The sequence below is a fragment of the Blautia sp. AF19-13LB genome (assembly GCF_003479105.1).
GTDB lineage: Bacteria > Bacillota > Clostridia > Lachnospirales > Lachnospiraceae > Fusicatenibacter > Fusicatenibacter saccharivorans.
Window position 1 is genome coordinate 55,774 of record NZ_QUGO01000001.1, and the last position, 20,625, is coordinate 76,398.

The following is a 20,625-nucleotide window of genomic DNA, read 5'->3' on the forward strand; positions in this document are numbered from 1 at the left end:
TGTTTACCCATTCAGAAGTTTTCTTATCCCTCTTGGAAGGACTTGTACTCCGTCCATTGTTTTTCGATTTTCCCCGCTCTACAATGTAGACAGAACGATTAAATGATAGGTGTTTATCAAGTTTTACATAAAATTATATTACCGGTAAGCATACGATGAGCAGATGTTTTTTATTGCCTTTCGAGTATAGATACGTTAAAATATACTTATTAAGCATGATGAATTTGGGAGGTATTTTTCGTGGAAATTAGAGTTCTTCGATATTTTCTGACTGTAGTAAGGGAAGAAAGTATCACAAAAGCCTCAGAAGTTTTACATATCACGCAGCCGACACTTTCACGTCAGCTTGCACAGATGGAGGAAGATATTGGTGTAAAGCTGTTTGATAGAGGGACACGGAAAATCAAATTGACAAATGAAGGAATACTTCTTCGCCGTCGTGCGGAAGAAATTTTGCAGCTTGTAGATAAGACAGAAAAAGAATTAGTGGAGCAAGAGGAACAGGTGGAAGGTAAAATTTCCATTGGGTGTGGAGAAATTGCTGCTGTACAACTTCTTCCTAAAATAATTGAGTCCTTTCGTCGGAAATATCCCCGTGTTACTTTTGACATTTTTACAGCCACAGCAGATTTGGTAAAGGAACAAATGGAGAAGGGACTACTGGATATTGGTTTGCTTCTTGAGCCGGTTGATATGGAAAAATATGAATTTATTCGCTTGAATATAAGGGAAAAATGGGTGGTTCTGATGAAATCGGATGATCCACTCTCCAAGAAAGAAACGGTAAGCGCAAAAGATTTGTCTGTACTGCCTTTGATTCTTCCTAGGCGTATGAATGTGCAGAGTGAGTTGGCAAGTTGGTTTGGCAACTACTATGAGAAACTGGATATTGTTTTTACCAGCAATTTAAGTACGAACAGCGCAATTATGGTGAATGGAGGCTTGGCATATTCATTGGTGATTGAAGGGGCTGTACCGTTCTGGAATCAATCAAAGGTTACATTCAGACCGCTTGATCCGCCACTTACAGCAACAAGTGTATTAGCATGGAAACGTGGTCAGCCGTTTAGCTTAGCAACCACAAAATTCATCAAACATATTCAATGCTTTTTAGGCATGGACAAACCATAAAAACTAAGTATTTGATATAATTCAATTAGAAAATTATAATATAGGTGTAGAGATAAAGCAAACAGCTTTAATTTCTGCACCTATATTTTTTATTGAGGAGGGAGTGCCATTTCATGAAACCGGATTATGATTCCCGTATAAACGCCGGATTAAGCAAAGAAGAAATCGCAAAAATTTCAGGATGCGAAGATCAAGAAATGCAGATAAGGATGTTGCGAAAATATCGGTACAAATTGCTTGATGAGGTACATGAAAAGCAGCAGTCACTTGATGCAATCGATTATATGATCTGTAAAACAAAAAAATAACAATAAGAGGAGGAAAAGGCGTGAATCAGCAAACAACTCTGTTTTCAAACGAGAAGTTGATGGCTATGATTATTCCCCTGTTTTTAGAGCAGCTGCTGATAATGCTTGTAGGGATGGCGGACACACTGGTGGTCAGCTACGCAGGAGAAGTGGCAGTATCCGGTGTTTCACTGGTAAATCAGTTCAATACTATTTTTATTTATCTGTTTACAGCATTGGCATCTGGAGGGGCGGTTGTGATCAGCCAGTATATTGGTAGAAAGAAAAATGATGACGCTGGAGAATCCGCCAGTCAGCTTCTTTCATTTTCTGCGATTTTTTCCATACTGATCGTAGTGATGGTTCTAATTGGAAATGAAGGGATGCTTCGTCTGATGTTCGGTAAAGTGGAAGATTCTGTGATGCACTCTTGTATTACATACCTTAGGATTTCTGCATATTCCTATCCGGCATTGGCGGTTTACAATGCTGGCGCTGCCCTTTTTCGCAGTATTGGAAAAACCAGTGTGACCATGTATTTGTCGGTAATTTCCAATATCATCAATGTTATTGGAAATTTCATTGGTGTACTTGTTTTGCGTGCAGGTGTTGCAGGTGTTGCATACCCTTCACTGATCGCTCGGACATTTTCAGCCGTGATGATTACAGTACTTTGTTTTCAGAGAAAAAATGAAGTGTTCTATCGCTGCAAGTGGATTTTCCGGTGGAATGTGGATTTCATGAAACAAATTCTAAAAATCGCTATTCCAAATGGGATGGAAAACGGTATATTCCAGTTAGTCAAAGTAGCATTAAGCGGTATCGTTGCACTTTTTGGAACATATCAGATTGCTGCAAATGGTGTTGCACAAAGTATCTGGTCATTGGCTGCGCTGGCGGGAGTCGCTATGGGTCCCGTATTTATAACGGTCATTGGACAGTGTATGGGAAATGGGGATGCAGATGCTGCGGAGCATTATTTTAAGAGATTGACAAGAATCACATTGCTGATTTCATCGGCATGGAATCTTTTGATTTTTCTTCTGACTCCATTCTTTATGAAATTTTATGCTTTGCAGCCGGAGACCAAACGGCTTGTAATCTGGCTGGTTTTAATCCATAACGTGTTTAATGCAGCAGCATATCCCTTTTCCGGTGCGCTTAGTAATGGGCTGCGGGCAGCGGGTGATGTGAAATTTACCATGTATGTTTCGGTTATCTCCACGATAGCGGTGCGTCTGCTTTTATCATGGCTCTTGGGAATTGTTTTGAAAATGGGCGTGATCGGGATTGCTATTGCAATGGTTTGTGACTGGAGCATTCGGGCGGTCATTTTCTTCTGGAGGCAGAAGTCCGGAAAATGGAAAACATTTCAGGTGATATAGATTCATTTATAATAAGTTCAATATCGGTATATTATGCCTTATGGTCTTAGCAAGTTTTGCCGTTTTGCTGTGAATGTGTGGGAGGTCAATCCTGCTGGAAAAGCTGATGAACAGGTTGCCAGAGAAGGGCTTTCCTGTATGGAAGTTTGGATGAAAGAACTGGGACTTACAATGAATCTCCATGAGTTGGGGGCAACAGAAGAAATGTTGCATGGTATTGCAAATGGAACCATCATCATGGAAGGTGGATATAAGGTGTTGAATCATGATGAGGTATTGGAGATTTTGAAGAACAGTTTGTAAGCATTCAAGTAGGAGCTTTTATAACGATAATATAATAGAAAAAGGCAAGTGCTGTGAAAGAAATTTTTCTTTGATGTTGCTTGTCTTTTTTTAATTCATCACTTGACATTGTGGCAAAGAAATCCTGAAAGGGGACGAGTAGAAAAAAGAGCAGCTGCATGAGCAGGAAGAAGAAAATAGACAGAGCAGTTGATGATGTGGAATGTCCGGTGCAGTGTGGGTGTAATGCTCATGTTGCATCGGACTTTTTTCGAAAATGATTTTTAATAATGTTGATTTTCAACTACTTTTAACTCAAATATTGCATCTTAACTTAAAAAGAGTTAAGATTGCAAGTAATGACATGGAATATCTCGATAAAGTTCCTGGAGTCAAGAATCAAAGTGTTTTTAAAGAAGCTTATGTTATGGGATATTTTATTTACTAATGTTGATTTTCAACTGCTGGACGAATGGGAGGGGTGCTTCATGCCGTTGCAAATGATCAGAAACGATATTACAAAAATGAGTGTTGACGCAATCGTCAATGCTGCCAACACGTCCCTTTTGGGCGGCGGAGGTGTGGACGGCTGCATTCATCGTGCGGCCGGACCGGAACTGCTTGCAGAATGCCGTACGCTGCATGGCTGCGAAACCGGCAGTGCAAAAATTACAAAGGGATACCGTCTGCCCTGCAAATATGTGATCCATGCAGTCGGTCCGCGCTGGCGGGATGGCAGGCATCGGGAGCAGGAGCTTCTGGAATCCTGTTATCGGACATCTTTGAATCTGGCGAAAGAAAATGGCTGTCAGTCTGTAGCCTTTCCGCTGATTTCCTCCGGTGTTTACGGCTATCCAAAAGACCAGGCTCTGAAGGTTGCAGTCGATACCATCAGCGAATTTTTGCTGGAAAACGAGATGATGGTCTATATCGTTATTTTTGACCGAAAGACATATCAGATTAGCGGAAAGCTGTTTGATGACATCGCAGTGTACATAGATGACAGGTATGTGGAAGAACATACCGACAGGAGGGCAGAACAGAGTCGGTGTTCCGAAGCATGGCAAGAGGAATCCTGCTTTGAAGCTGCATCTGTCCCGCTGCCGCCCGAAGCAATCTGTAAATCCTGCAGCAGTCAGTCTCTGGAAGAGGCGCTGGGGCAGATGGATGAGAGCTTTTCAGAAATGCTGCTTCGAAAGATTGAGGAAAGCGGTATGACGGATGCACAGTGCTACAAGAAAGCAAATATTGACAGAAAGCTCTTCTCAAAAATCCGTTCGGATAGATTCTATAAGCCATCCAAACCTACGGTGCTGGCATTTGCCCTCGCTTTGGAGCTACCGCTTGCCCAGATGCAGGAGATGCTCGGCAAGGCAGGATTCACATTGTCCCATTCAAGTAAATTTGACATCATTGTAGAATATTTTGTCGAACGGGGAAACTATAATGTGTATGAAATTAACGAGGCACTGTTTGCCTTTGACCAGAGTCTGATCGGTACATAAGGAAAAAGAAATGTCGCTTTCCATGCGACCACTCCGCAAAAGAAAATCGCTATACTATGGCTGTAAGGTACGAAATCGAGCAGTCATTTGCGTGAGGAATGAGCCAAAGCTCGAGCTTGCTCGAAACCTTGGCGAATACTGCGACAGCGAGCCCGTAAGGGCGAGATCTTTTAGGAGGATAAGCATATGAGAAAGAATTTAACAGAGATCGTTTTTATCTTAGACCGCAGCGGTTCTATGAACGGACTGGAACGGGATACCATCGGCGGATTCAATTCCATGATTGAGCAGCAGAAAAAAACAGAGGGCGAAGCACTGATTTCAACGGTACTGTTTGACAATGTGAGTGAAGTCCTGCACGACCGTGTAGATGTAAAGAAAATCCGACCGATGACCGACCGGGATTATACAGTTCGCGGATGCACAGCGCTCTTAGATGCCATCGGCGGTGCGATTCATCACATTGGAAATGTTCATAAGTATGCAAGACCGGAGGATGTACCGGAACACACCATGTTCGTAATCACTACGGACGGAATGGAAAATGCCAGCCGCCGGTACAACAGCGAAAAAGTGAGGCAGATGATCGAGCGGCAGAAAGCGAAATACGGTTGGGAGTTTTTGTTCCTCGGTGCTAATATTGACGCGGTAGAGACCGCAAGCCAGTTCGGAATCGGTGCAGACCGTGCAGTCAACTATCAGTGCGACAGCGAAGGAACTGCGTTGAATTATGAGGTGGTCAGCGAAGCAATCAGCTCTGTCCGGTGCAGTGCCCCGTTGAACGCAGACTGGAAAAAACGTATAGATGAGGATTATAAAAAACGTGGAGGAAAATAGAAATATGCAGGCGTATACCTACGTTTCAAAAGGAAAATTCGAATTAAGAGAGAAGCCAAAACCGACCCTGATGCAGGAGCGGGATGCTATTGTCAAAGTGACACTCGCCAGCATTTGCTCCAGCGATCTGCATATCAAGCATGGCAGCGTTCCGCGGGCAGTACCCGGGATCACGGTTGGCCATGAGATGGTGGGGATTGTGGAAGAGGTTGGAAAGGCAGTTACCAAGGTAAAACCGGGAGACCGGGTGACAGTAAACGTGGAGACCTTCTGCGGTGAATGCTTTTTCTGCAAGAAAGGGTATGTGAATAACTGTACAGATGAAAATGGCGGTTGGGCGCTGGGCTGCCGGATTGATGGCGGCCAGGCGGAATATGTGCGTGTGCCCTTTGCAGATCAGGGACTGAATAAGATTCCGGATGGCGTTACGGATCGACAGGCATTGCTGGTGGGCGATGTTCTGGCTACCGGTTACTGGGCAGCGCGTATTTCAGAGATCTCAGAGCAGGATACGGTGCTGATCATCGGAGCCGGCCCCACCGGTATCTGTACCCTGCTTTCGGTAATGCTGAAAAAACCAAGACGGATTATTGTGTGTGAAAAGGATAAAAATCGTCTGCAGTTTATCCGACAGCATTATCCGGAGATTTTGTTGGTTTCTCCGGAGAAGTGTGAAGCGTTTGTACGGGCAAACAGCGATCATGGGGGAGCTGACGTTGTGCTGGAGGTTGCGGGGGCGGAAGCTACCTTCCGTCTGGCCTGGGAATGCGCGAGACCCAATGGTCTGGTGACGGTGGTTGCTCTTTATGATCAGGCACAGATCCTGCCGCTTCCGGATATGTATGGAAAAAATCTTACCTTTAAAACCGGAGGGGTGGATGGCTGTGACTGTGAAGAAACATTACGGTTGATTGCAGAGGGAAAACTGAACACAGAGCCGCTTATCACCCATACCTATCCATTAGAAAGGATAGAGGAAGCCTATGAACTCTTTGAAGGTAAGCGGGACGGTGTAATTAAGGTAGCAGTAGAATGCTAAAAGAAGATATAGATAATTCCAATCATTAATGTACTATATATGGTATGATAATGATTGGAATTTTGTTATAACAGGGGGGATTTCCAACCATTAGTATATACGATCCATGAAAAATCAGGTAAAATTATGTATAGGTAATTAAGGGATCGGTTTTATGAATCCGCTGGGTCCGGATGTGGCGACAATCCGTACTTCTGGCTGTATCGTCTTTTCGCATGGAGGCAATGGCTGCCGGAGGATTTGCCGGAGAATATGAACGATGGATGGATATGGCAGATCTGCCGACCGAAGAGGAAGAGAAGGAATTAATTGCCACGCTGTTTTCTCTGAGCTGAATGATCTGACGGCCGAAGCGAGGAATAAATTTACGGAAGAGAAAAACGGTTAATGCAGTGCTTTTGAGGGACAAACTTTCGTGCATTCATAGCAGAGAATACACTCTGTTCCGTTTTTCCGCTTGCGGGTTTCCTTATTAACCTCCACGTTCATGGGGCAGACCTGCAGACACTTCCTGCAATGGACACACTTATCCTCATCACAGTGGACGCGCAGAAGAGAGAAATAGCTCATAGGTTTGAGAAAAACCGTAATGGGACACAGGTACTTGCAGAATGCCCGGTTATCTTGAAACAGGAAGGCGAACACAATACCGACAAGGTAATAAAGCGCATTTCCGGCCAGGAAAAGCCAGAACATGATTTGCTCCAGATGTGCCACCTGCATCAGAAACAGCCCAGACACCAACGCCAGAGACAGAAGAAACATCACATAGCGAAGGAAGCCCAGCTTTTCTTTTCGTGGCTTCTGCGGCTGATTGTAGGGCAGAAAGTCCAGCACCATAGCTGTCCAGCAGGCGTAACCGCACCAGCCACGCCCAAAAAGCAACGGTCCGAAAATTTTTGCAACCGCGTAGTGGATAGTTGCTGCTTCGAAAACGCCGAGAAACAGGTAGTACCAGAACCCTTCGATCTGCATATTTTCACGGGAAATCACGCCAAGGTACAGCAACATATAGCTGCCCACCGCCAACTGGACGAAATGCCGGGCATACCGTTTCCCGGCGGTAAACAGTGCCGTTCCAAGCCCAAGGCAGGCTCCGATGTAGCTGAAATTCAGCAGATAGAAAAAATTGTCCTTTGTGAGCCACAGCGTAACTGCCACTGCTTCAAACAGCAGAAACAGCAGCATAGATGGCACGTATTTGTGAAGTCTGTTTGGGATTTTCGTCATCTCTTTGATCCTCTGCTTTCTTATCTTTTCTCAATGCACGGACTGCCAGGCCGGTGCAAGAGCGTGTCTGGTATCTTAGCATAAGTATAGCAGAGAAATAAAAAAATAGTAATCAGATTCTTGTAAAACATCTGCAAAAAAGTGAAACGACTACAGGCGCAGACGATTATGACTGCCTGCGCCTGTAGTCGTTTGGAGTCATTCCAAACTGTTTTTTAAAAGCTGTCTGGAAGTGGCCTGGACTGGAAAAGTTTGATGTATTCCTATGCATAGGGTATAATGTCTTTAGGGAAAAAGATATGATTACGAAAACAAAATATTCCGCAAACATGATAGAGAAAGCAGGTATGTTATGAAAAGAAAAATTATGATTGTGGCAGTGGCAGCTGCTGTGATTTTTGCTGTGATTGCGATTCTTTCCGTTTTGGCGCAGACACCGGCATTAATCTGAGAAATCGAAATGATCTGCTGTGAAATTTCCGGCGGATCATGGAAGGATGGGAAAACTGGCGTTTTGCAAATGATTTTGCCTACTTTCATACAAAAAATACTTTGAATATCAAGAAATCTATGCTACACTGATACTGCATGACAAAATAAAAGAAAGTGGGGATTGTAGTATGAGTGGTCTGTTTCGGGCTCTTCATCGGACAAAAGTGTTTCGAAATCTGACGGAGCAGGAGTTTGCATGGGTTTTATATGATGTGGGAAATTCGGCATTTATTATGCTTGCCTGTTCGCTGATTCCGATCTGGTTTAAGAGTCTGGCAATCGGTACAGGGCCGGGAAAAATCAGTTCGGATCAGGCGACGGCGTATTATTCGATTGCCATTTCCATTGTTACGGTGGTGGTGGCACTGATCGGTCCTGTCTGCGGTGTGCTGGCGGATCGTAAGGATAAGAAAAAGATCTTTTTTACCACAACGGCAGGTCTTGGCATCACAGGATGTGTGCTGAATGGCGTTGCAACGAGCTGGGTGCTGTTTCTGGTCATTTATATTGTGACAAGAGTCTGCTATAATGCATCGCTGACGATTTACGATTCCATGTTGAATGATGTGACAACGGAGGAACGTATGGATGAGGTATCCTCCTATGGCTATGCGTGGGGATACCTGGGATCCTGCATTCCGTTTCTTGTAGCACTGATTGCTTATGTGTTGGGGCCGGATATGGTCGGGGTGCTGCCGGATTTTGTCTCTAAGATGATTGGCTTTTGCGTAACGGCTCTCTGGTGGCTGGTGGTGACGCTGCCGTTGCTGAAGGAGTATCGGCAGAAGAATTACGTGGAAATGAGAACGGTTACCGTCGGTCAGACATTTGGAAAAATATTCAGAACCCTGAAAAAAATCGCAGTTTCGGACCGGAAAGTATTTTTCTTTCTGATTGGATTCTTTCTCTATATTGATGGGGTCGGAACTATCATTGACAACTGCATCAACATCGGAACCGATCTGAACCTGAATACGGTCGGGCAGGTTGTTTTCCTGCTTGCCACGCAGGTTGTCGCTTTTGGAGGATCTCTGTTTTTTGCAAAACTGTCGCGGAAAAAAGATACGGTATCCCTGATTCTGATCTGCATCGCAGGCTATTTTGTCATCTGCCTCTATGCGCTGACACTGCGGACGCTGGTGCACTTTGCGATTCTGGCATTTGGAGTGGGATGCTTTCAGGGATCGATTCAGTCGTTGTCGCGGTCGTATTATTCCAAAATTATTCCGGCGGAGAATTCGGGAGAATATTTTGGCATCTACGATATTTTTGCCAAGGGCGCTTCCTTCCTTGGATCTGTAGTCATTGCAGTTGTAAAGCTGGCGGGAGGAACGATCAACGTAGCGGTTGCATGTCTGGCGGTTTTCTTTGCACTTGGATTTGTTTTTCTGAAAATTGCAGACCATCAGCCGATGGCGGGTGAAAAATAAAAGATACATAGTATAAAAAATCTCAAAACCAGGAGAACAAGAGCAACTGGTTTTGAGATTTTTTGCTTTTGACTCCGGGGTTTCACAAAGAGAGGTTTTGTGTTACGATAATCAGTGAGTCGGGCTGCCGGGAATGTGGCTGCCTGAAAAAAGCACAGACAGGCCAGATCCGGAAGGCCGGAAGAGTCGATCACAGGGATGCGTTTCTGGACACCGAGGAGCTGTACATTGGTACCAGACCCCATTACACTTCTATCTGCAGACCCCGATTGCACAGATTCATGATTACAGCATGGCGCAGTTTGAGCATTGGACGAAAGAAACATTCTCTGCCAATTTTCGCAAAATGCTGACGCTGGAACAATACCGCGATCCAAAACTTGCGCAGCTTCATCATGATTATCTGGCGGGCGGACCATTGGAATATATGGCGGCGATTTTTCGTAAGCTGGCGGATTCTGATCTGTGAGAAGAACCCGGAAGCTTTTGAAAAATTTGAAGCCGCATTCCCCAAAAAGGAAAAGCTGAAACTGCTGGGGCAGCTGTTCTGATTCGAGCGATAAAGTTTGGCAGCAGAACGATGCTGAGGGGTAAGCAGGTGTGTGATAAAAGGAGAACAGGACAATGGGGGAATCCCGTGTCCTGTTTTTTTGCCCCTGAAAAGTGGAAATTTCCTATCCCCTCTGCATACAATACAGGTAGAGTATCTTTTCAAACCCGTTCGGAAAGGATGATCATTATGACGAAAGGCATTGTAAAAATAAAGAAAAACCGTGCATTTGTAGAACAGCAGAACGGCGAGGTGGAAGTGGCTTCCGGGCAGTATGTGTATCTGAAAGTGGAAAATTGCTGGATTCCGGTGGTGGTGCGGTATTCGGCGCGGAGGAAGAAGTGGTATTTTAAGTATCTCGAGGAAATCCCGGTCTGCGGGCAGAAGGTGCTGCTGAAGGCGTAGTCGGTAAAGGGCGTTTCACGTATGTTTAACATGTGTTTAATCTTTCTGAGTCAGAAATTTATTATGCAGCTCCTGGATTCTGCGCTGTTCGGCAGCTTCCTGTTTTTCACGCTCCGATCGATACGAAGATCCCGCAGGCAGAGCGCAGATCAGCGTCAGACCGAAAACAAGAAGAAAAGAATAAAGATATGGATGACCGGGATGATTTTCATGATTCATAAAAAGCCTGCATTTCTGAATGTAAAATTCGTAGATAAGGATTTTCTGTGTCTAAAATTCAGTATAGCAAACGGAATTTTTCGCGTCAATGGAAAGGATTGGTTTCTCGATTTCCAAATTCATCATTTACACCGTCCCCAAAGTCTGCTAAGATAAAGAAAACTTCTTACCAAACGAGAAAACAGGAGTGATTTACATTGAAAAAGATTTTGTTTATCGCAACCGGCGGCACAATCGCTTCGAAGAAGACGGAAAATGGTCTGACTCCGCAGATTACGCCGGAGGAGTTATTGTCTTATATTCCGGAGGTGGAAGGCCTCTGTGAGATTACGGCGGTGAATCCGTTTAATCTGGACAGCTCGAATGTGGTTCCGGAGAACTGGAGCACGCTGGTGAAAGTGGCGAAGGAGCATTACGAGGATTACGACGGTTTCGTCATCGCGCACGGAACTGATACGATGGCGTACACCGCGGCGGCGCTTTCCTATATGATTCAGAATTCGGAAAAGCCGATCGTCATCACCGGAGCACAGCGGCCGATCAATTTGGATATCACGGATGCAAAGACAAACCTGTCCGACAGCTTTTATTACGCCTGTGATGATGCATCCCAGGGTGTACAGATTGTGTTCGACGGAAAAGTCATCGCGGGAACGCGTGCGAAGAAGGTGCGGACGAAGAGCTACAATGCCTTTTCCAGCATCGATTTCCCGTACCTTGCGGTAATACAGGACCGCCGGATTCTGCGGTATCTGCCGATGCTGCCGTATGAAAAGCCGGTTCGTTTTTATGAAAACTTAAGCGATAACGTTTTTCTCTTGAAACTGATCCCGGGAATCAGCCCGGTATTGCTTCCGGCGATTTTTGAGCACTACGATGCGATCATTGTGGAGAGCTTCGGTGTCGGCGGTATTCCGGCGAGCATCAAGGAGCCGTTTTACGAGCTCTGCCAGAAGTACCCGGAAAAACTCATCATCATGTGTACCCAGGTTTCTCACGAGGGAAGCGATATGACCGTCTATGAAGTCGGCCATGAGATGAAAACCCTGTGCAACATTCTCGAGTCATACGATATGACCCCGGAGGCAGTCGCAACTAAAACCATGTGGCTTCTCGGCAACCGTCCGGATGATCATGAGAGCCGGGAAAAAGCATTCTATAAACCGATCAACTACGATACGGTCTGGAAATAAGAAAAAGAAAGACGGCAAAAAGGCTGTCACGGTCCGCAGGAAAGAAATGTTTCTGCTGGCTGTGAACGCCTCTTTTTCTTTTTGAGGAAAAAGAAATTTTCTGCAAAATTTTCAGACAGTACGGACGCAAAATTGATTTTTATTGGAAGAATTGTGCAAATTTCATAGAAAAATCAGAAACAGGTTGATATCTTTTGAACATTTTAGTAGAATTGAATTCATGATGCAGTGCGGAAAACGGCGGATTTTGGATGACGAATCCAACCGCTGGTTACAGTTACAACATATGTCGATATCGAGGAGACACCGACCGGCATCCGCTTAAAGAAGTATATGGAGAAATATTTCGATCCACGGATTTATATCGCAGGAGAGCTTGGCATCGGACTGAATTCGTGCTCGAACTGCCTCGGCAACTGCTACATTGAGGATGAATCCGCGTATGGAACTTTCCACGTAGGGCTTGGACGCAATATCGCGCTCGGCGGCGTGCAGAATGCGAAAGGCCACTTCGACCTGGTCTGCCGGGAACCCGATATTTTTACCGATAACCGTCAGATTATGGACCGGGGAAAGATTATTGCACCCGAGCCTGTGTTATATTAAAGGACAGAACCAGGAGACAAAAATTAAGAGACAAAAGGAGAAAAGACGATGAAAGTTTTATTAACAGGATTTGACCCATTTGGAGGAGAGAGCGTGAACCCGGCATTCGAGGCCATCAAACTTCTGCCGGATACCATCGCCGGAGCAGAGATCGTAAAAGTTGAGATCCCGACCGAGTTTACCAGAAGTATTTCCTGCGTGGAAGCAGCCATCAAAGAGCACAATCCGGACGTTGTCATCGATGTCGGACAGGCAGGCGGACGCGCATGCGTAACCGTAGAGAAAGTCGGCATCAACCTTGCAGACGCAAGAATCCCGGACAACGCCGGAGAGCAGCCGTCCGATGAACCGCTGCAGGCAGACGGCCCGACCGCATACTTTGCAACGATTCCGGTCAAAGCAATGGTTCAGAACGTCCGCGAACACGGCCTTCCGTGCCACGTATCCTTCACCGCAGGCACCTACGTATGCAACTGCGTCATGTACAATGTGCTTCACCTGTGCGCAACGAAATATCCGAACATCCGCGCAGGCTTCATCCACGTACCGTTCGCATGCGAGCAGGTAGTCGGAAAAGCAAGCACCATGGCAAGCATGCCGCTGGAAACGATTGCAAAATCTCTGGAATACTGCATCGAGGCAGTCGTAACCAACAAAGAAGAAGTAAAAGAGGCAATGGGAACGACCCACTAAAGAAGCATTTCAGGCCGTCTTACCGGAAAAAGGTGAGGCGGCCTATATTTTTTGCTTTTTTTCCTTTTGCAAACCATATCTTTTGTGTTACAATAGATTTTGTCAGAATTTTTATGCGAAAGGAACGAAAGAAAATGGAACAGGGTAAAATTTTTAAATTTCATAATGACCTTGATACAGACCAGATCATCGCGTCCCAGTATCTGCTTCTGCCGAATCTGGATGAGATGAAAGGCCATGCGTTTGAATCGTTAGATCCGGACTTTGCAAAAAAAGTAAAACCGGGAGATTTTGTTGTAGGAGGAGAAAACTTTGGCTGTGGTTCCTCAAGAGAGCAGGCACCGGGTGTTTTAAAAGCATTGGGTGTGCAGGCAGTTATCGCAAAATCCTTCGCCAGAATCTTTTTCCGCAACGCCATCAATATTGGTCTGCCGGCGATTGTCTGTAAAGACCTGCCGGATGCCGTAGAAAACGGTGATACCATGATCCTTCACATGTCCGAGGGAACCGCAGAAGTGAACGGGAAAACGTACACCTGCACGAAACTGCCGGAATATATGCAGAATATACTGAATCAGGGAGGCCTGATCGCTTCTTTGAACCGCGAGGAGGAGTAAGACCATGGGAATGACAATTGCAGAGAAAATTATCGCCGCTGCAGCCGGCGTTCCGGAAGTAAAGCCGGGAGATATCCACACCGTAACACTGGATCGTCTGATGAGCAATGACGGAACCACCCATCTGACGGTTGATATGTACCGCAACAAATTAAACCACCCGCACATTGCGGATCCGAAAAAGCTCGTTTTCATCGTCGACCACAACGTGCCGTCCGACAGCCCGAAAACAGCAGCATCCCAGAAAAAGATGCGTGATTTTGCAAGAGAGAACAACATTGATTTCTGGGAGGGAAAAGGTGTATGCCATCAGGTGATGATCGAGAACTATGTCCGCCCGGGCGAGCTGATCTTCGGCGCTGACAGCCATACCTGCTCTTACGGAGCACTCGGCGCATTCGGCACCGGTGTCGGCTGTACCGATTTCCTGTACGGCATGGTAACGGGAACTTCCTGGGTACTCGTACCGGAAAGCGTAAAATTCAATCTTGTAGGAAAACTGCCGGAGGGCGTTTATGCGAGAGATCTGATCCTCACCATCATCGGCGAGGTCGGCGCAAACGGATGCAACTACCAGGTGATGGAGTTTACCGGTGAGGGTGCAAAGACTTTAAGCATCAGCGACCGTATGGCACTTTGCAACATGGCAGTTGAGGCCGGCGCCAAGACCGGTATCTTTGAGGCAGATGAGAAAGCCATCGAGTACCTGAAAGAGCACGGAAGAGAGCCAAAAGAAATCTTTCACAGCGATCCGGACGCAAAATACGTCAGAGAGTACACCTTTGACCTTTCCAAAGTCCGCCCGGTTGTTGCAAAACCGGATTTCGTAGACCGCGTTGTTCCGGCAGAAGAGACCTGCGGAACGCCGATCAATGAAGCATTCCTTGGATCCTGCAACAACGGAAGAATCGAAGATCTCCGCGTCGGCGCAGAGATCATCCGCGGAAAGAAAGTCGCAGAGGGCGTCCGTTTCCTCGTTGTTCCGGCAAGCCAGACGATCTACCGCCAGGCATTAAAAGAAGGCATCATCGACACCTTCATGGAGGCCGGAGCCATTGTGATGAACCCGAACTGCAGCGTCTGCTGGGGAAGCTGCCAGGGTGTCATCGGCGAGAACGAAGTGCTGATCAGCACCGGAACCCGTAACTTCAAGGGCCGTGCCGGTCATCCAAGTTCCAAAGTATACTTGGGCTCTGCCGCAACCGTAACCGCATCTGCAATTGCCGGAAAGATTGCGACCGCAGACCAGATCTGACCATTTTCTTTGAGAGATACATAATATTTTTGGGAGAATAAACATATGGAAGCATTTACAGGAAAAGTATGGGTGCTTGGAGACGATATTGATACCGATATCATTATCCCGACCGAGTATCTTGCTTTAAAGACAATTGACGATATGAAACAGTACGGCTTTTCCCCGCTCCGCCCGGAACTGGCCGGACAGATTGAAAAGGGCGACATCATCGTGGCAGGAAAGAACTTCGGCTGCGGCTCCTCGAGAGAGCAGGCACCGGAGATCATCAAGGCGCTCGGCATTTCCTGCGTTATCGCGAAATCCTTTGCTCGGATCTTTTTCCGCAACTCCATCAATAACGGCCTTCTTCTGATCGAGCAGCCGGATCTGCACGACGATATCAAAGAGGGCGACGCCATCACCGTCAAGATGAATGAGCATGTTGATTACAACGGAAAAACATACCCGATCGCAGCTCTGCCGGAGAACCTGATGGATATCATTCAGGCAGGCGGCCTGGTAAAGGCAATGCGCAAGCGCAACGGATTGGATTAAGAGCGGGAGGAAGAAACGATGGGCAATACAGTAATTGAAAAAATCATCCGCCACAACACCGGAAAAGACGTAAAACCGGGCGACATTGTGACGGTCAACGTGGACAGAGTCATGATTCATGATATCTTCATCCCGTTTGTCGGCGATAAATTCGAGGAGATGGGCTTTACCAAACTGTGGGACCCGGATAAAGTCGTTCTGATCTACGACCACCTCGTTCCGGCAAGCCAGGTGGACGATACGAGACATTTCCACAAAGGCGATGAATTTGCAAAGAAATACGGCATGAAAAACGTACACAGAAGCGACGGAATCTGCCATCAGTTAATGACAGAGGCAGGTTACGTAAAACCGGGCGACGTTGTTTTCGGAACCGACAGCCACACGACGACATACGGCTGTGTCGGTGCATTCTCTTCCGGAATCGGCTACACAGAGATGGCGAGCATCCTTGGAACGGGTACGATGTGGATCAAAGTGCCGGAGACGATCAAAGTTGTCATCGAAGGCGAGCTGCCGAAAAATGTGATGTCAAAAGACATTATCCTGCGTCTGATCGGTGACCTCGGTGCAGACGGCGCAACGTACCGCGCACTGGAGTTCTCAGGAAACACCGTAGAAAATATGACCGTGGCAAGCCGTATGACGATTGCCAACATGGCGATCGAGGCAGGTGCCAAATGTGCACTTTTTACCCCGGATGAGAAGACCGCAGAATACTGCGAGATTGAACTCAATGACTATCAGAAGAGCTTAAAAGGCGATGAGGATGCGAAATATCTGCGCACTATCACTTACCGTGCTGAGGACTTCGTGCCGGTGATGGCATGCCCGTCCCAGGTAGACAAGATCCGTGATACCAGCGTTCTCGAGGGAACCCCGATCGATCAGGTCTTCATCGGTTCCTGTACGAACGGCCGTCTCGAGGATCTGCAGGCGGCAGCCGAGGTTTTAAAAGGCAAAAAAGTAGCCGACTACGTAAAACTGATCGTAACACCGGCAAGCCGCAAGATTTATCTGCAGGCAAGCAAAATGGGCATTCTCGATACACTGGCAGAGGCAGGCGCCATGATTACACATCCGGGATGCGGCCTGTGCTGCGGAAGAGCGGGCGGAATCCTCTCTGACGGCGAGCGTGTTGTAGCAACGAACAACCGAAACTTTCTTGGAAGAATGGGTACTTCTAAAGTTGAAATTTATCTGGCATCTCCAAAGACAGCGGCAGCATGTGCAGTAGCTGGAAAAATTGTGACGCCGGAAGTGTAAACGAACTTAACAGCAGAAAGGGAAAACAGACGACATGAATGGTTCAATGTTTATCGGAACCTGGTGGGCACTCGTCCCGCCGCTGCTTGCAATTCTGCTTGCATTTGTCACAAAAGAAGTTTACAGTTCCCTGTTCATCGGATCGGCAGTCGGTGTCCTTTTGTACACCGGCTTCCATCCGTGGGATGCGTTCACAAGCTTCTTTGAAATTTTACGGAACAGCATGAACATCAACATTCTGATCTTCGATATCCTGCTTGGCATGGTTGTCGTGCTGATGGCGAAATCCGGCGGCTCAGCGGCGTATGGAAAATGGGCGGGGACGAAGATCAAAACGAAGCGGAGTGCGCTTCTGGCAACGATGGGGCTTGGTGTTCTGATTTTTGTGGATGACTATTTCAACTGTCTGACAGTCGGCTCTGTCATGCGCCCGGTCACGGACAGCCACAAGGTTTCCCGCGCGAAACTCGCATACATCATCGACTCCACCGCAGCGCCGATCTGTATTATCGCGCCGATCTCAAGCTGGGCGGCAGCCGTCAACTCGTATGTGCCGGCGGATGCGGGAATCAGTGGATTCCAGCTGTTTCTGCGGACAATTCCGTATAACCTGTATGCGATCCTTACAATTGCGATGGTCTTTTACATCTGCTACACCGGCTTTGATTTTGGTCAGATGAAGCTCCACGAGGATAATGCCGCCAAAGGTGATGTTTTCACGACCGGAGGCGAGGAGTTTGAGCAGGTTTCCGAGCAGGAGGTCAATCCGAACGGAAAAGTCATCGACCTCGTGCTCCCGGTTGCCGTACTGATTGTATCAGCGATCGGAGCGATGGTTTACACTGGCTTCCTCGGCGGCGCGGACAATGTGATTTCCGCGTTCGCAGGATGTGATGCAGAGACGAGTCTGATTTTTGCCTCCGTCGTGACGATCCTGTTTATGATGGCGCTGTATCTGCCGCGGAAGGTCATCACCTTCAAGAGCTTTATGGACAGCCTGTCCGAGGGCTTCAAGCTGATGGTTCCGGCGGTTACGATTCTCGTCTTTGCGTGGACCTTAAAAGGCGTCGGTGATGCGATGGGCCTGGCCCAGTTTGTCGGAAGCGTCGTGGGAGACCATGCATCCGCAAGTATTTTTATCCCGGTGGTGCTGTTCGCCGTGGCGGTGTTCCTTTCCTTTTCGACGGGAACCTCCTGGGGAACGTTCGCGATTCTTGTGCCGATTGCAACGGGCATGTTCGCCGCCGGAACAAATCTGGAGATGATGATTATCTCGGTATCCGCCGTCCTGGCAGGGGCGGTCTGCGGTGACCATATTTCGCCGATCTCGGATACGACGGTTATGTCAAGTGCGGGTGCGCAGAGCAACCATCTGAACCACGTATCGACGCAGATGCAGTATGCGGCCGTTACGGCGTGTGTCTGCCTGGTGGGATATCTGATTGCAGCCGTGACCAGAACGTGGTGGATCACACTTGGCGTCAGCCTTCTTCTTCTTTTGGCTGTTTTAACCGGAATGCGCAGATTTTGCGCAAAAAAAGCGGAAAACGGCAAAAAATAAAAAAGAAAACAGAAAAACGCGTGAAATGCTTGACGGGAGAGAAAAAGAACCGTATACTAAAAAATAGAACAAACATTCACAGGACAACGGTGTCCTGCAAAGAAGAAGCGGAACGCTTTTGGAGCAGGAATGTGAATTGGAACAGAAGGAATTGGATTTTTCAAAGTCCAGTTCCTTCTGTTTATCTCTGTTAAAATTGCATCGGAGCTGTGAAATGCAGGAGAAGAAAGGAGGCATTCCGGGGCGAAAACGCTTTGGAAAAGGGAAGGACTGTTATGATCAGAAAGATCATAGCAGACAATGGCAAAAACAAAAAGAGGGAGAAAATATATGATATTTGGAAAGTACATTAACAAATACTACCTGAAGAATGCGCCCATTCTGATTCTCGGTCTTGCAGCGCTGATTCTCGTAGATTATTTCCAGCTTTTCATACCGGAGCTGTACCGCATGGTCATCAACGGCATGAACGGCGACCCTGTTCTGGTCAACGGCCAGGCGGCGGTGTTTGATATGGAATTTCTGCTGGATCAGGTCTGCCGGCCCATGATTATTACCATTATCGTCATGGTAGTCGGCCGTTTCCTGTGGCGAGTCTGCTTTTTCGGCTCCGCGATCCGCGTGGTGACCGATCTTCGTACCTGCATGTTCGCGCACAGCAAGGAGCTGTCCCAGGAGTATTATCAGGTCAACAAAGTCGGAAACCTGATGAGTCTTTACACGAACGATCTCGATACCGTGCAGGAGTGCTTCGGCGACGGTATTCTGATGTTCTGCGATGCGCTGTTTTTAGGCCTGCTTGCCGTGATCAAAATGTGGCGCATGAACCACTTCCTGACCGGCCTTTCCATGATCCCGATGGCATTTCTGATGGCCGCCGGCACAACGCTCGGCAAATACCTGATGAAAAAGTGGGAAGAGCGCCAGGCGGCCTTTTCCGAGCTGTCCGATTTCGCGCAGGAAAACTATTCCGGTCTTGCTGTCATCAAAGCATTCGTCAAAGAGACGAAAGAGCTGATGATGTTCCGTAGACTGAACCGCGAGAACGAGGACATCAACGTAGAATATACCAAAATTTCCACACTGCTGAACATTATGGTAACGCTGTTCGTCGAGTCCGTCATCTGTGTAATCTTAGGCTACGGCGGCTATCTCGTTTACTGCGGAAGCTTCGACGCCGGCCAGCTTGTCGAGTATATCGGCTATTTCTCGGCCGTTGTATGGCCGATCATGGCGGTCTCCATGCTGATTGAGAAGACATCCCGTGGAAAAGCGTCCTTAAATCGTATTACGGAACTGCTTGACGCAAAAGTCGATGTGAAGGACCGCGGCGGTGTGCAGGATCTGCCGTTCATCCATGGAAAAATCGAGTTCCGCAATCTGACCTTCCGCTATCCGGACGGGGAGTACGATGTGCTGAAAAACGTATCGTTTACCATTGAGCCGGGCGAGAGTGTCGGCATCGTCGGAAAGACCGGTTCCGGAAAAACGACCATCGTCGATCTGCTGCTCCGCACCTACAACGTGCCGGACGGAATGCTGTTTATTGATGACCACGATGTCAACACCGTTTCCATTCACTCCGTGCGTGAGGGCTGTGCCTACGTGCCGCAGGACAACTTCCTGTTCTCCGACACGATTTCCGGCAATATTTCCTTCGCCTTTGATGACGAAAACCAGGAGGCCATTGAGGATGCGGCGATGATGTCCGATGTCCATGACAATATCGCAGAGTTCAAAGAGGGCTACCGCACCGTTCTTGGCGAGCGCGGTGTGACGGTTTCCGGCGGACAGAAGCAGCGAATCTCGATTGCGCGTGCGCTGATGAAACACGCACCGATTCTGATTCTCGACGATTCCGTCTCTGCGGTCGATACCAAAACAGAGCGCACGATTCTCGACAATCTCAAAAAACGTGAGGGACTGACGACAATTCTGATCGCACACCGGATTTCAACGGTGGAGCAGATGGACAAGATCGTGTTCGTCGAGGACGGAGAAGTCCATGCAGTCGGAAAACACGAGGATCTGTACCGGACCTGCACGGCGTACCGCAAGATGGTCGATCTGCAGAAACTTGAAGAGGAAGCGGGGGAGGAGTAGAA

23 protein-coding genes are annotated in these 20,625 nt (G+C 47.4%); 20 read left to right on the plus strand and 3 right to left on the minus strand.

Annotation, left to right across the window (positions count from 1 at the left end; genetic code table 11):
- The first annotated feature begins 240 nt into the window (after positions 1–240).
- The 8 genes from DWX32_RS00365 (at position 241) to DWX32_RS19475 (ending at position 6,801) form a co-directional block, all read left to right on the plus strand.
- Positions 241–1,131 carry a LysR family transcriptional regulator gene (locus tag DWX32_RS00365; protein WP_022462480.1) on the plus strand — a complete coding sequence of 297 codons (891 nt, stop codon included), beginning with the start codon at positions 241–243 and terminating at the stop codon, positions 1,129–1,131.
- A gap of 113 nt (positions 1,132–1,244) precedes the next feature.
- Positions 1,245–1,439: a DUF4224 domain-containing protein gene (locus DWX32_RS00370; protein ID WP_022462481.1), complete on the plus strand. Its 195-nt coding sequence runs from the start codon at positions 1,245–1,247 to the stop codon at positions 1,437–1,439.
- 20 nt (positions 1,440–1,459) lie between these two features.
- Entirely contained in the window at positions 1,460–2,803 is a 1,344-nt protein-coding gene (locus DWX32_RS00375) for an MATE family efflux transporter (RefSeq protein ID WP_055218315.1), read from the plus strand.
- A 138-nt stretch (positions 2,804–2,941) separates the two neighbouring features.
- Positions 2,942–3,106, plus strand: a complete 165-nt coding sequence (locus DWX32_RS20525; RefSeq protein WP_022462483.1) for an oxidoreductase Fe-dependent alcohol dehydrogenase family — start codon at positions 2,942–2,944, stop codon at positions 3,104–3,106.
- A gap of 467 nt (positions 3,107–3,573) precedes the next feature.
- The gene (locus tag DWX32_RS00385; RefSeq protein WP_118639928.1) at positions 3,574–4,590 is read left to right on the plus strand and encodes an O-acetyl-ADP-ribose deacetylase; all 1,017 of its coding nucleotides are present in this window, start codon (positions 3,574–3,576) and stop codon (positions 4,588–4,590) included.
- 186 nt (positions 4,591–4,776) lie between these two features.
- On the plus strand, positions 4,777–5,427 hold the full coding sequence (locus DWX32_RS00390; protein WP_117814036.1) for a vWA domain-containing protein: 651 nt from the start codon (positions 4,777–4,779) through the stop codon (positions 5,425–5,427).
- 4 nt (positions 5,428–5,431) lie between these two features.
- Positions 5,432–6,466 (plus strand): alcohol dehydrogenase, encoded by a 1,035-nt coding sequence (locus tag DWX32_RS00395; RefSeq protein ID WP_055228476.1) that lies wholly within the window; start codon positions 5,432–5,434, stop codon positions 6,464–6,466.
- Positions 6,467–6,639: 173 nt separating this feature from the next.
- On the plus strand, positions 6,640–6,801 hold the full coding sequence (locus tag DWX32_RS19475) for a hypothetical protein (protein ID WP_158565074.1): 162 nt from the start codon (positions 6,640–6,642) through the stop codon (positions 6,799–6,801).
- Positions 6,802–6,850: 49 nt separating this feature from the next.
- Here DWX32_RS19475 and DWX32_RS00400 read toward each other — a convergent pair whose 3' ends face one another.
- Both DWX32_RS00400 and DWX32_RS20825 read right to left on the minus strand, forming a co-directional pair.
- On the minus strand, positions 6,851–7,687 hold the full coding sequence (locus tag DWX32_RS00400) for a 4Fe-4S binding protein (protein WP_055218396.1): 837 nt from the start codon (positions 7,685–7,687) through the stop codon (positions 6,851–6,853).
- Between the two features lie 175 nt (positions 7,688–7,862).
- Positions 7,863–8,027 (minus strand): AraC family transcriptional regulator, encoded by a 165-nt coding sequence (locus tag DWX32_RS20825; protein ID WP_118659110.1) that lies wholly within the window; start codon positions 8,025–8,027, stop codon positions 7,863–7,865.
- Between the two features lie 289 nt (positions 8,028–8,316).
- Here DWX32_RS20825 and DWX32_RS00410 point away from each other — a divergent pair, with 289 nt between their 5' ends.
- The 3 genes from DWX32_RS00410 to DWX32_RS00425 all read left to right on the plus strand — a co-directional run bounded on the left by DWX32_RS00410 (position 8,317) and on the right by DWX32_RS00425 (position 10,573).
- Positions 8,317–9,618: an MFS transporter gene (locus tag DWX32_RS00410; protein WP_117760423.1), complete on the plus strand. Its 1,302-nt coding sequence runs from the start codon at positions 8,317–8,319 to the stop codon at positions 9,616–9,618.
- Positions 9,619–9,751: 133 nt separating this feature from the next.
- Positions 9,752–10,087 (plus strand): hypothetical protein, encoded by a 336-nt coding sequence (locus DWX32_RS20015; RefSeq protein WP_227093345.1) that lies wholly within the window; start codon positions 9,752–9,754, stop codon positions 10,085–10,087.
- Between the two features lie 270 nt (positions 10,088–10,357).
- Positions 10,358–10,573, plus strand: a complete 216-nt coding sequence (locus DWX32_RS00425) for a hypothetical protein (RefSeq protein WP_022462490.1) — start codon at positions 10,358–10,360, stop codon at positions 10,571–10,573.
- A 36-nt stretch (positions 10,574–10,609) separates the two neighbouring features.
- On the opposite strand, the gene DWX32_RS00430 is transcribed toward DWX32_RS00425, so the two are convergent.
- Positions 10,610–10,792, minus strand: a complete 183-nt coding sequence (locus DWX32_RS00430) for a hypothetical protein (RefSeq protein ID WP_118659111.1) — start codon at positions 10,790–10,792, stop codon at positions 10,610–10,612.
- Between the two features lie 197 nt (positions 10,793–10,989).
- Between DWX32_RS00430 and DWX32_RS00435 the strand changes: the two genes are divergently transcribed.
- From DWX32_RS00435 to DWX32_RS00475, 9 genes are all read left to right on the plus strand, one after another.
- On the plus strand, positions 10,990–11,985 hold the full coding sequence (locus DWX32_RS00435) for an asparaginase (RefSeq protein ID WP_117509129.1): 996 nt from the start codon (positions 10,990–10,992) through the stop codon (positions 11,983–11,985).
- A gap of 333 nt (positions 11,986–12,318) precedes the next feature.
- Positions 12,319–12,591, plus strand: coding sequence for a hypothetical protein (locus DWX32_RS00440; RefSeq protein ID WP_191892600.1), 273 nt, complete (start codon positions 12,319–12,321; stop codon positions 12,589–12,591).
- Between the two features lie 48 nt (positions 12,592–12,639).
- Complete coding sequence (gene pcp / locus DWX32_RS00445; protein ID WP_022462497.1) at positions 12,640–13,284, plus strand: pyroglutamyl-peptidase I; 645 nt, start codon at positions 12,640–12,642, stop codon at positions 13,282–13,284.
- A 134-nt stretch (positions 13,285–13,418) separates the two neighbouring features.
- Positions 13,419–13,901 carry a LeuD/DmdB family oxidoreductase small subunit gene (locus DWX32_RS00450; protein ID WP_118659112.1) on the plus strand — a complete coding sequence of 161 codons (483 nt, stop codon included), beginning with the start codon at positions 13,419–13,421 and terminating at the stop codon, positions 13,899–13,901.
- Positions 13,902–13,905: 4 nt separating this feature from the next.
- Positions 13,906–15,156, plus strand: a complete 1,251-nt coding sequence (locus DWX32_RS00455; RefSeq protein ID WP_055218299.1) for a 3-isopropylmalate dehydratase large subunit — start codon at positions 13,906–13,908, stop codon at positions 15,154–15,156.
- Between the two features lie 45 nt (positions 15,157–15,201).
- Positions 15,202–15,693, plus strand: a complete 492-nt coding sequence (locus tag DWX32_RS00460) for a LeuD/DmdB family oxidoreductase small subunit (RefSeq protein WP_118659113.1) — start codon at positions 15,202–15,204, stop codon at positions 15,691–15,693.
- 18 nt (positions 15,694–15,711) lie between these two features.
- Complete coding sequence (locus tag DWX32_RS00465) at positions 15,712–16,959, plus strand: 3-isopropylmalate dehydratase large subunit (protein ID WP_118659114.1); 1,248 nt, start codon at positions 15,712–15,714, stop codon at positions 16,957–16,959.
- 34 nt (positions 16,960–16,993) lie between these two features.
- Positions 16,994–18,520: a Na+/H+ antiporter NhaC family protein gene (locus DWX32_RS00470; RefSeq protein ID WP_118659115.1), complete on the plus strand. Its 1,527-nt coding sequence runs from the start codon at positions 16,994–16,996 to the stop codon at positions 18,518–18,520.
- Between the two features lie 330 nt (positions 18,521–18,850).
- Positions 18,851–20,623 (plus strand): ABC transporter ATP-binding protein, encoded by a 1,773-nt coding sequence (locus DWX32_RS00475; protein WP_158554957.1) that lies wholly within the window; start codon positions 18,851–18,853, stop codon positions 20,621–20,623.
- Positions 20,624–20,625 lie beyond the last annotated feature (2 nt).

Coding starts and splice junctions, on each gene's coding strand:
- DWX32_RS00370 (WP_022462481.1), top strand. CDS start 1,245: ATGAAACCGGATTATGATTCCCGTATAAACGCCGGATTAAGCAAAGAA.
- DWX32_RS20525 (WP_022462483.1), top strand. CDS start 2,942: ATGGAAGTTTGGATGAAAGAACTGGGACTTACAATGAATCTCCATGAG.
- DWX32_RS00385 (WP_118639928.1), top strand. CDS start 3,574: ATGCCGTTGCAAATGATCAGAAACGATATTACAAAAATGAGTGTTGAC.
- DWX32_RS00390 (WP_117814036.1), top strand. CDS start 4,777: ATGAGAAAGAATTTAACAGAGATCGTTTTTATCTTAGACCGCAGCGGT.
- DWX32_RS00395 (WP_055228476.1), top strand. CDS start 5,432: ATGCAGGCGTATACCTACGTTTCAAAAGGAAAATTCGAATTAAGAGAG.
- DWX32_RS19475 (WP_158565074.1), top strand. CDS start 6,640: ATGTGGCGACAATCCGTACTTCTGGCTGTATCGTCTTTTCGCATGGAG.
- DWX32_RS20825 (WP_118659110.1), bottom strand. CDS start 8,027: ATGTTTGCGGAATATTTTGTTTTCGTAATCATATCTTTTTCCCTAAAG.
- DWX32_RS00410 (WP_117760423.1), top strand. CDS start 8,317: ATGAGTGGTCTGTTTCGGGCTCTTCATCGGACAAAAGTGTTTCGAAAT.
- DWX32_RS20015 (WP_227093345.1), top strand. CDS start 9,752: ATGTGGCTGCCTGAAAAAAGCACAGACAGGCCAGATCCGGAAGGCCGG.
- DWX32_RS00425 (WP_022462490.1), top strand. CDS start 10,358: ATGACGAAAGGCATTGTAAAAATAAAGAAAAACCGTGCATTTGTAGAA.
- DWX32_RS00430 (WP_118659111.1), bottom strand. CDS start 10,792: ATGAATCATGAAAATCATCCCGGTCATCCATATCTTTATTCTTTTCTT.
- DWX32_RS00440 (WP_191892600.1), top strand. CDS start 12,319: ATGGAGAAATATTTCGATCCACGGATTTATATCGCAGGAGAGCTTGGC.
- pcp (WP_022462497.1), top strand. CDS start 12,640: ATGAAAGTTTTATTAACAGGATTTGACCCATTTGGAGGAGAGAGCGTG.
- DWX32_RS00450 (WP_118659112.1), top strand. CDS start 13,419: ATGGAACAGGGTAAAATTTTTAAATTTCATAATGACCTTGATACAGAC.
- DWX32_RS00455 (WP_055218299.1), top strand. CDS start 13,906: ATGGGAATGACAATTGCAGAGAAAATTATCGCCGCTGCAGCCGGCGTT.
- DWX32_RS00460 (WP_118659113.1), top strand. CDS start 15,202: ATGGAAGCATTTACAGGAAAAGTATGGGTGCTTGGAGACGATATTGAT.
- DWX32_RS00465 (WP_118659114.1), top strand. CDS start 15,712: ATGGGCAATACAGTAATTGAAAAAATCATCCGCCACAACACCGGAAAA.
- DWX32_RS00470 (WP_118659115.1), top strand. CDS start 16,994: ATGAATGGTTCAATGTTTATCGGAACCTGGTGGGCACTCGTCCCGCCG.
- DWX32_RS00475 (WP_158554957.1), top strand. CDS start 18,851: ATGATATTTGGAAAGTACATTAACAAATACTACCTGAAGAATGCGCCC.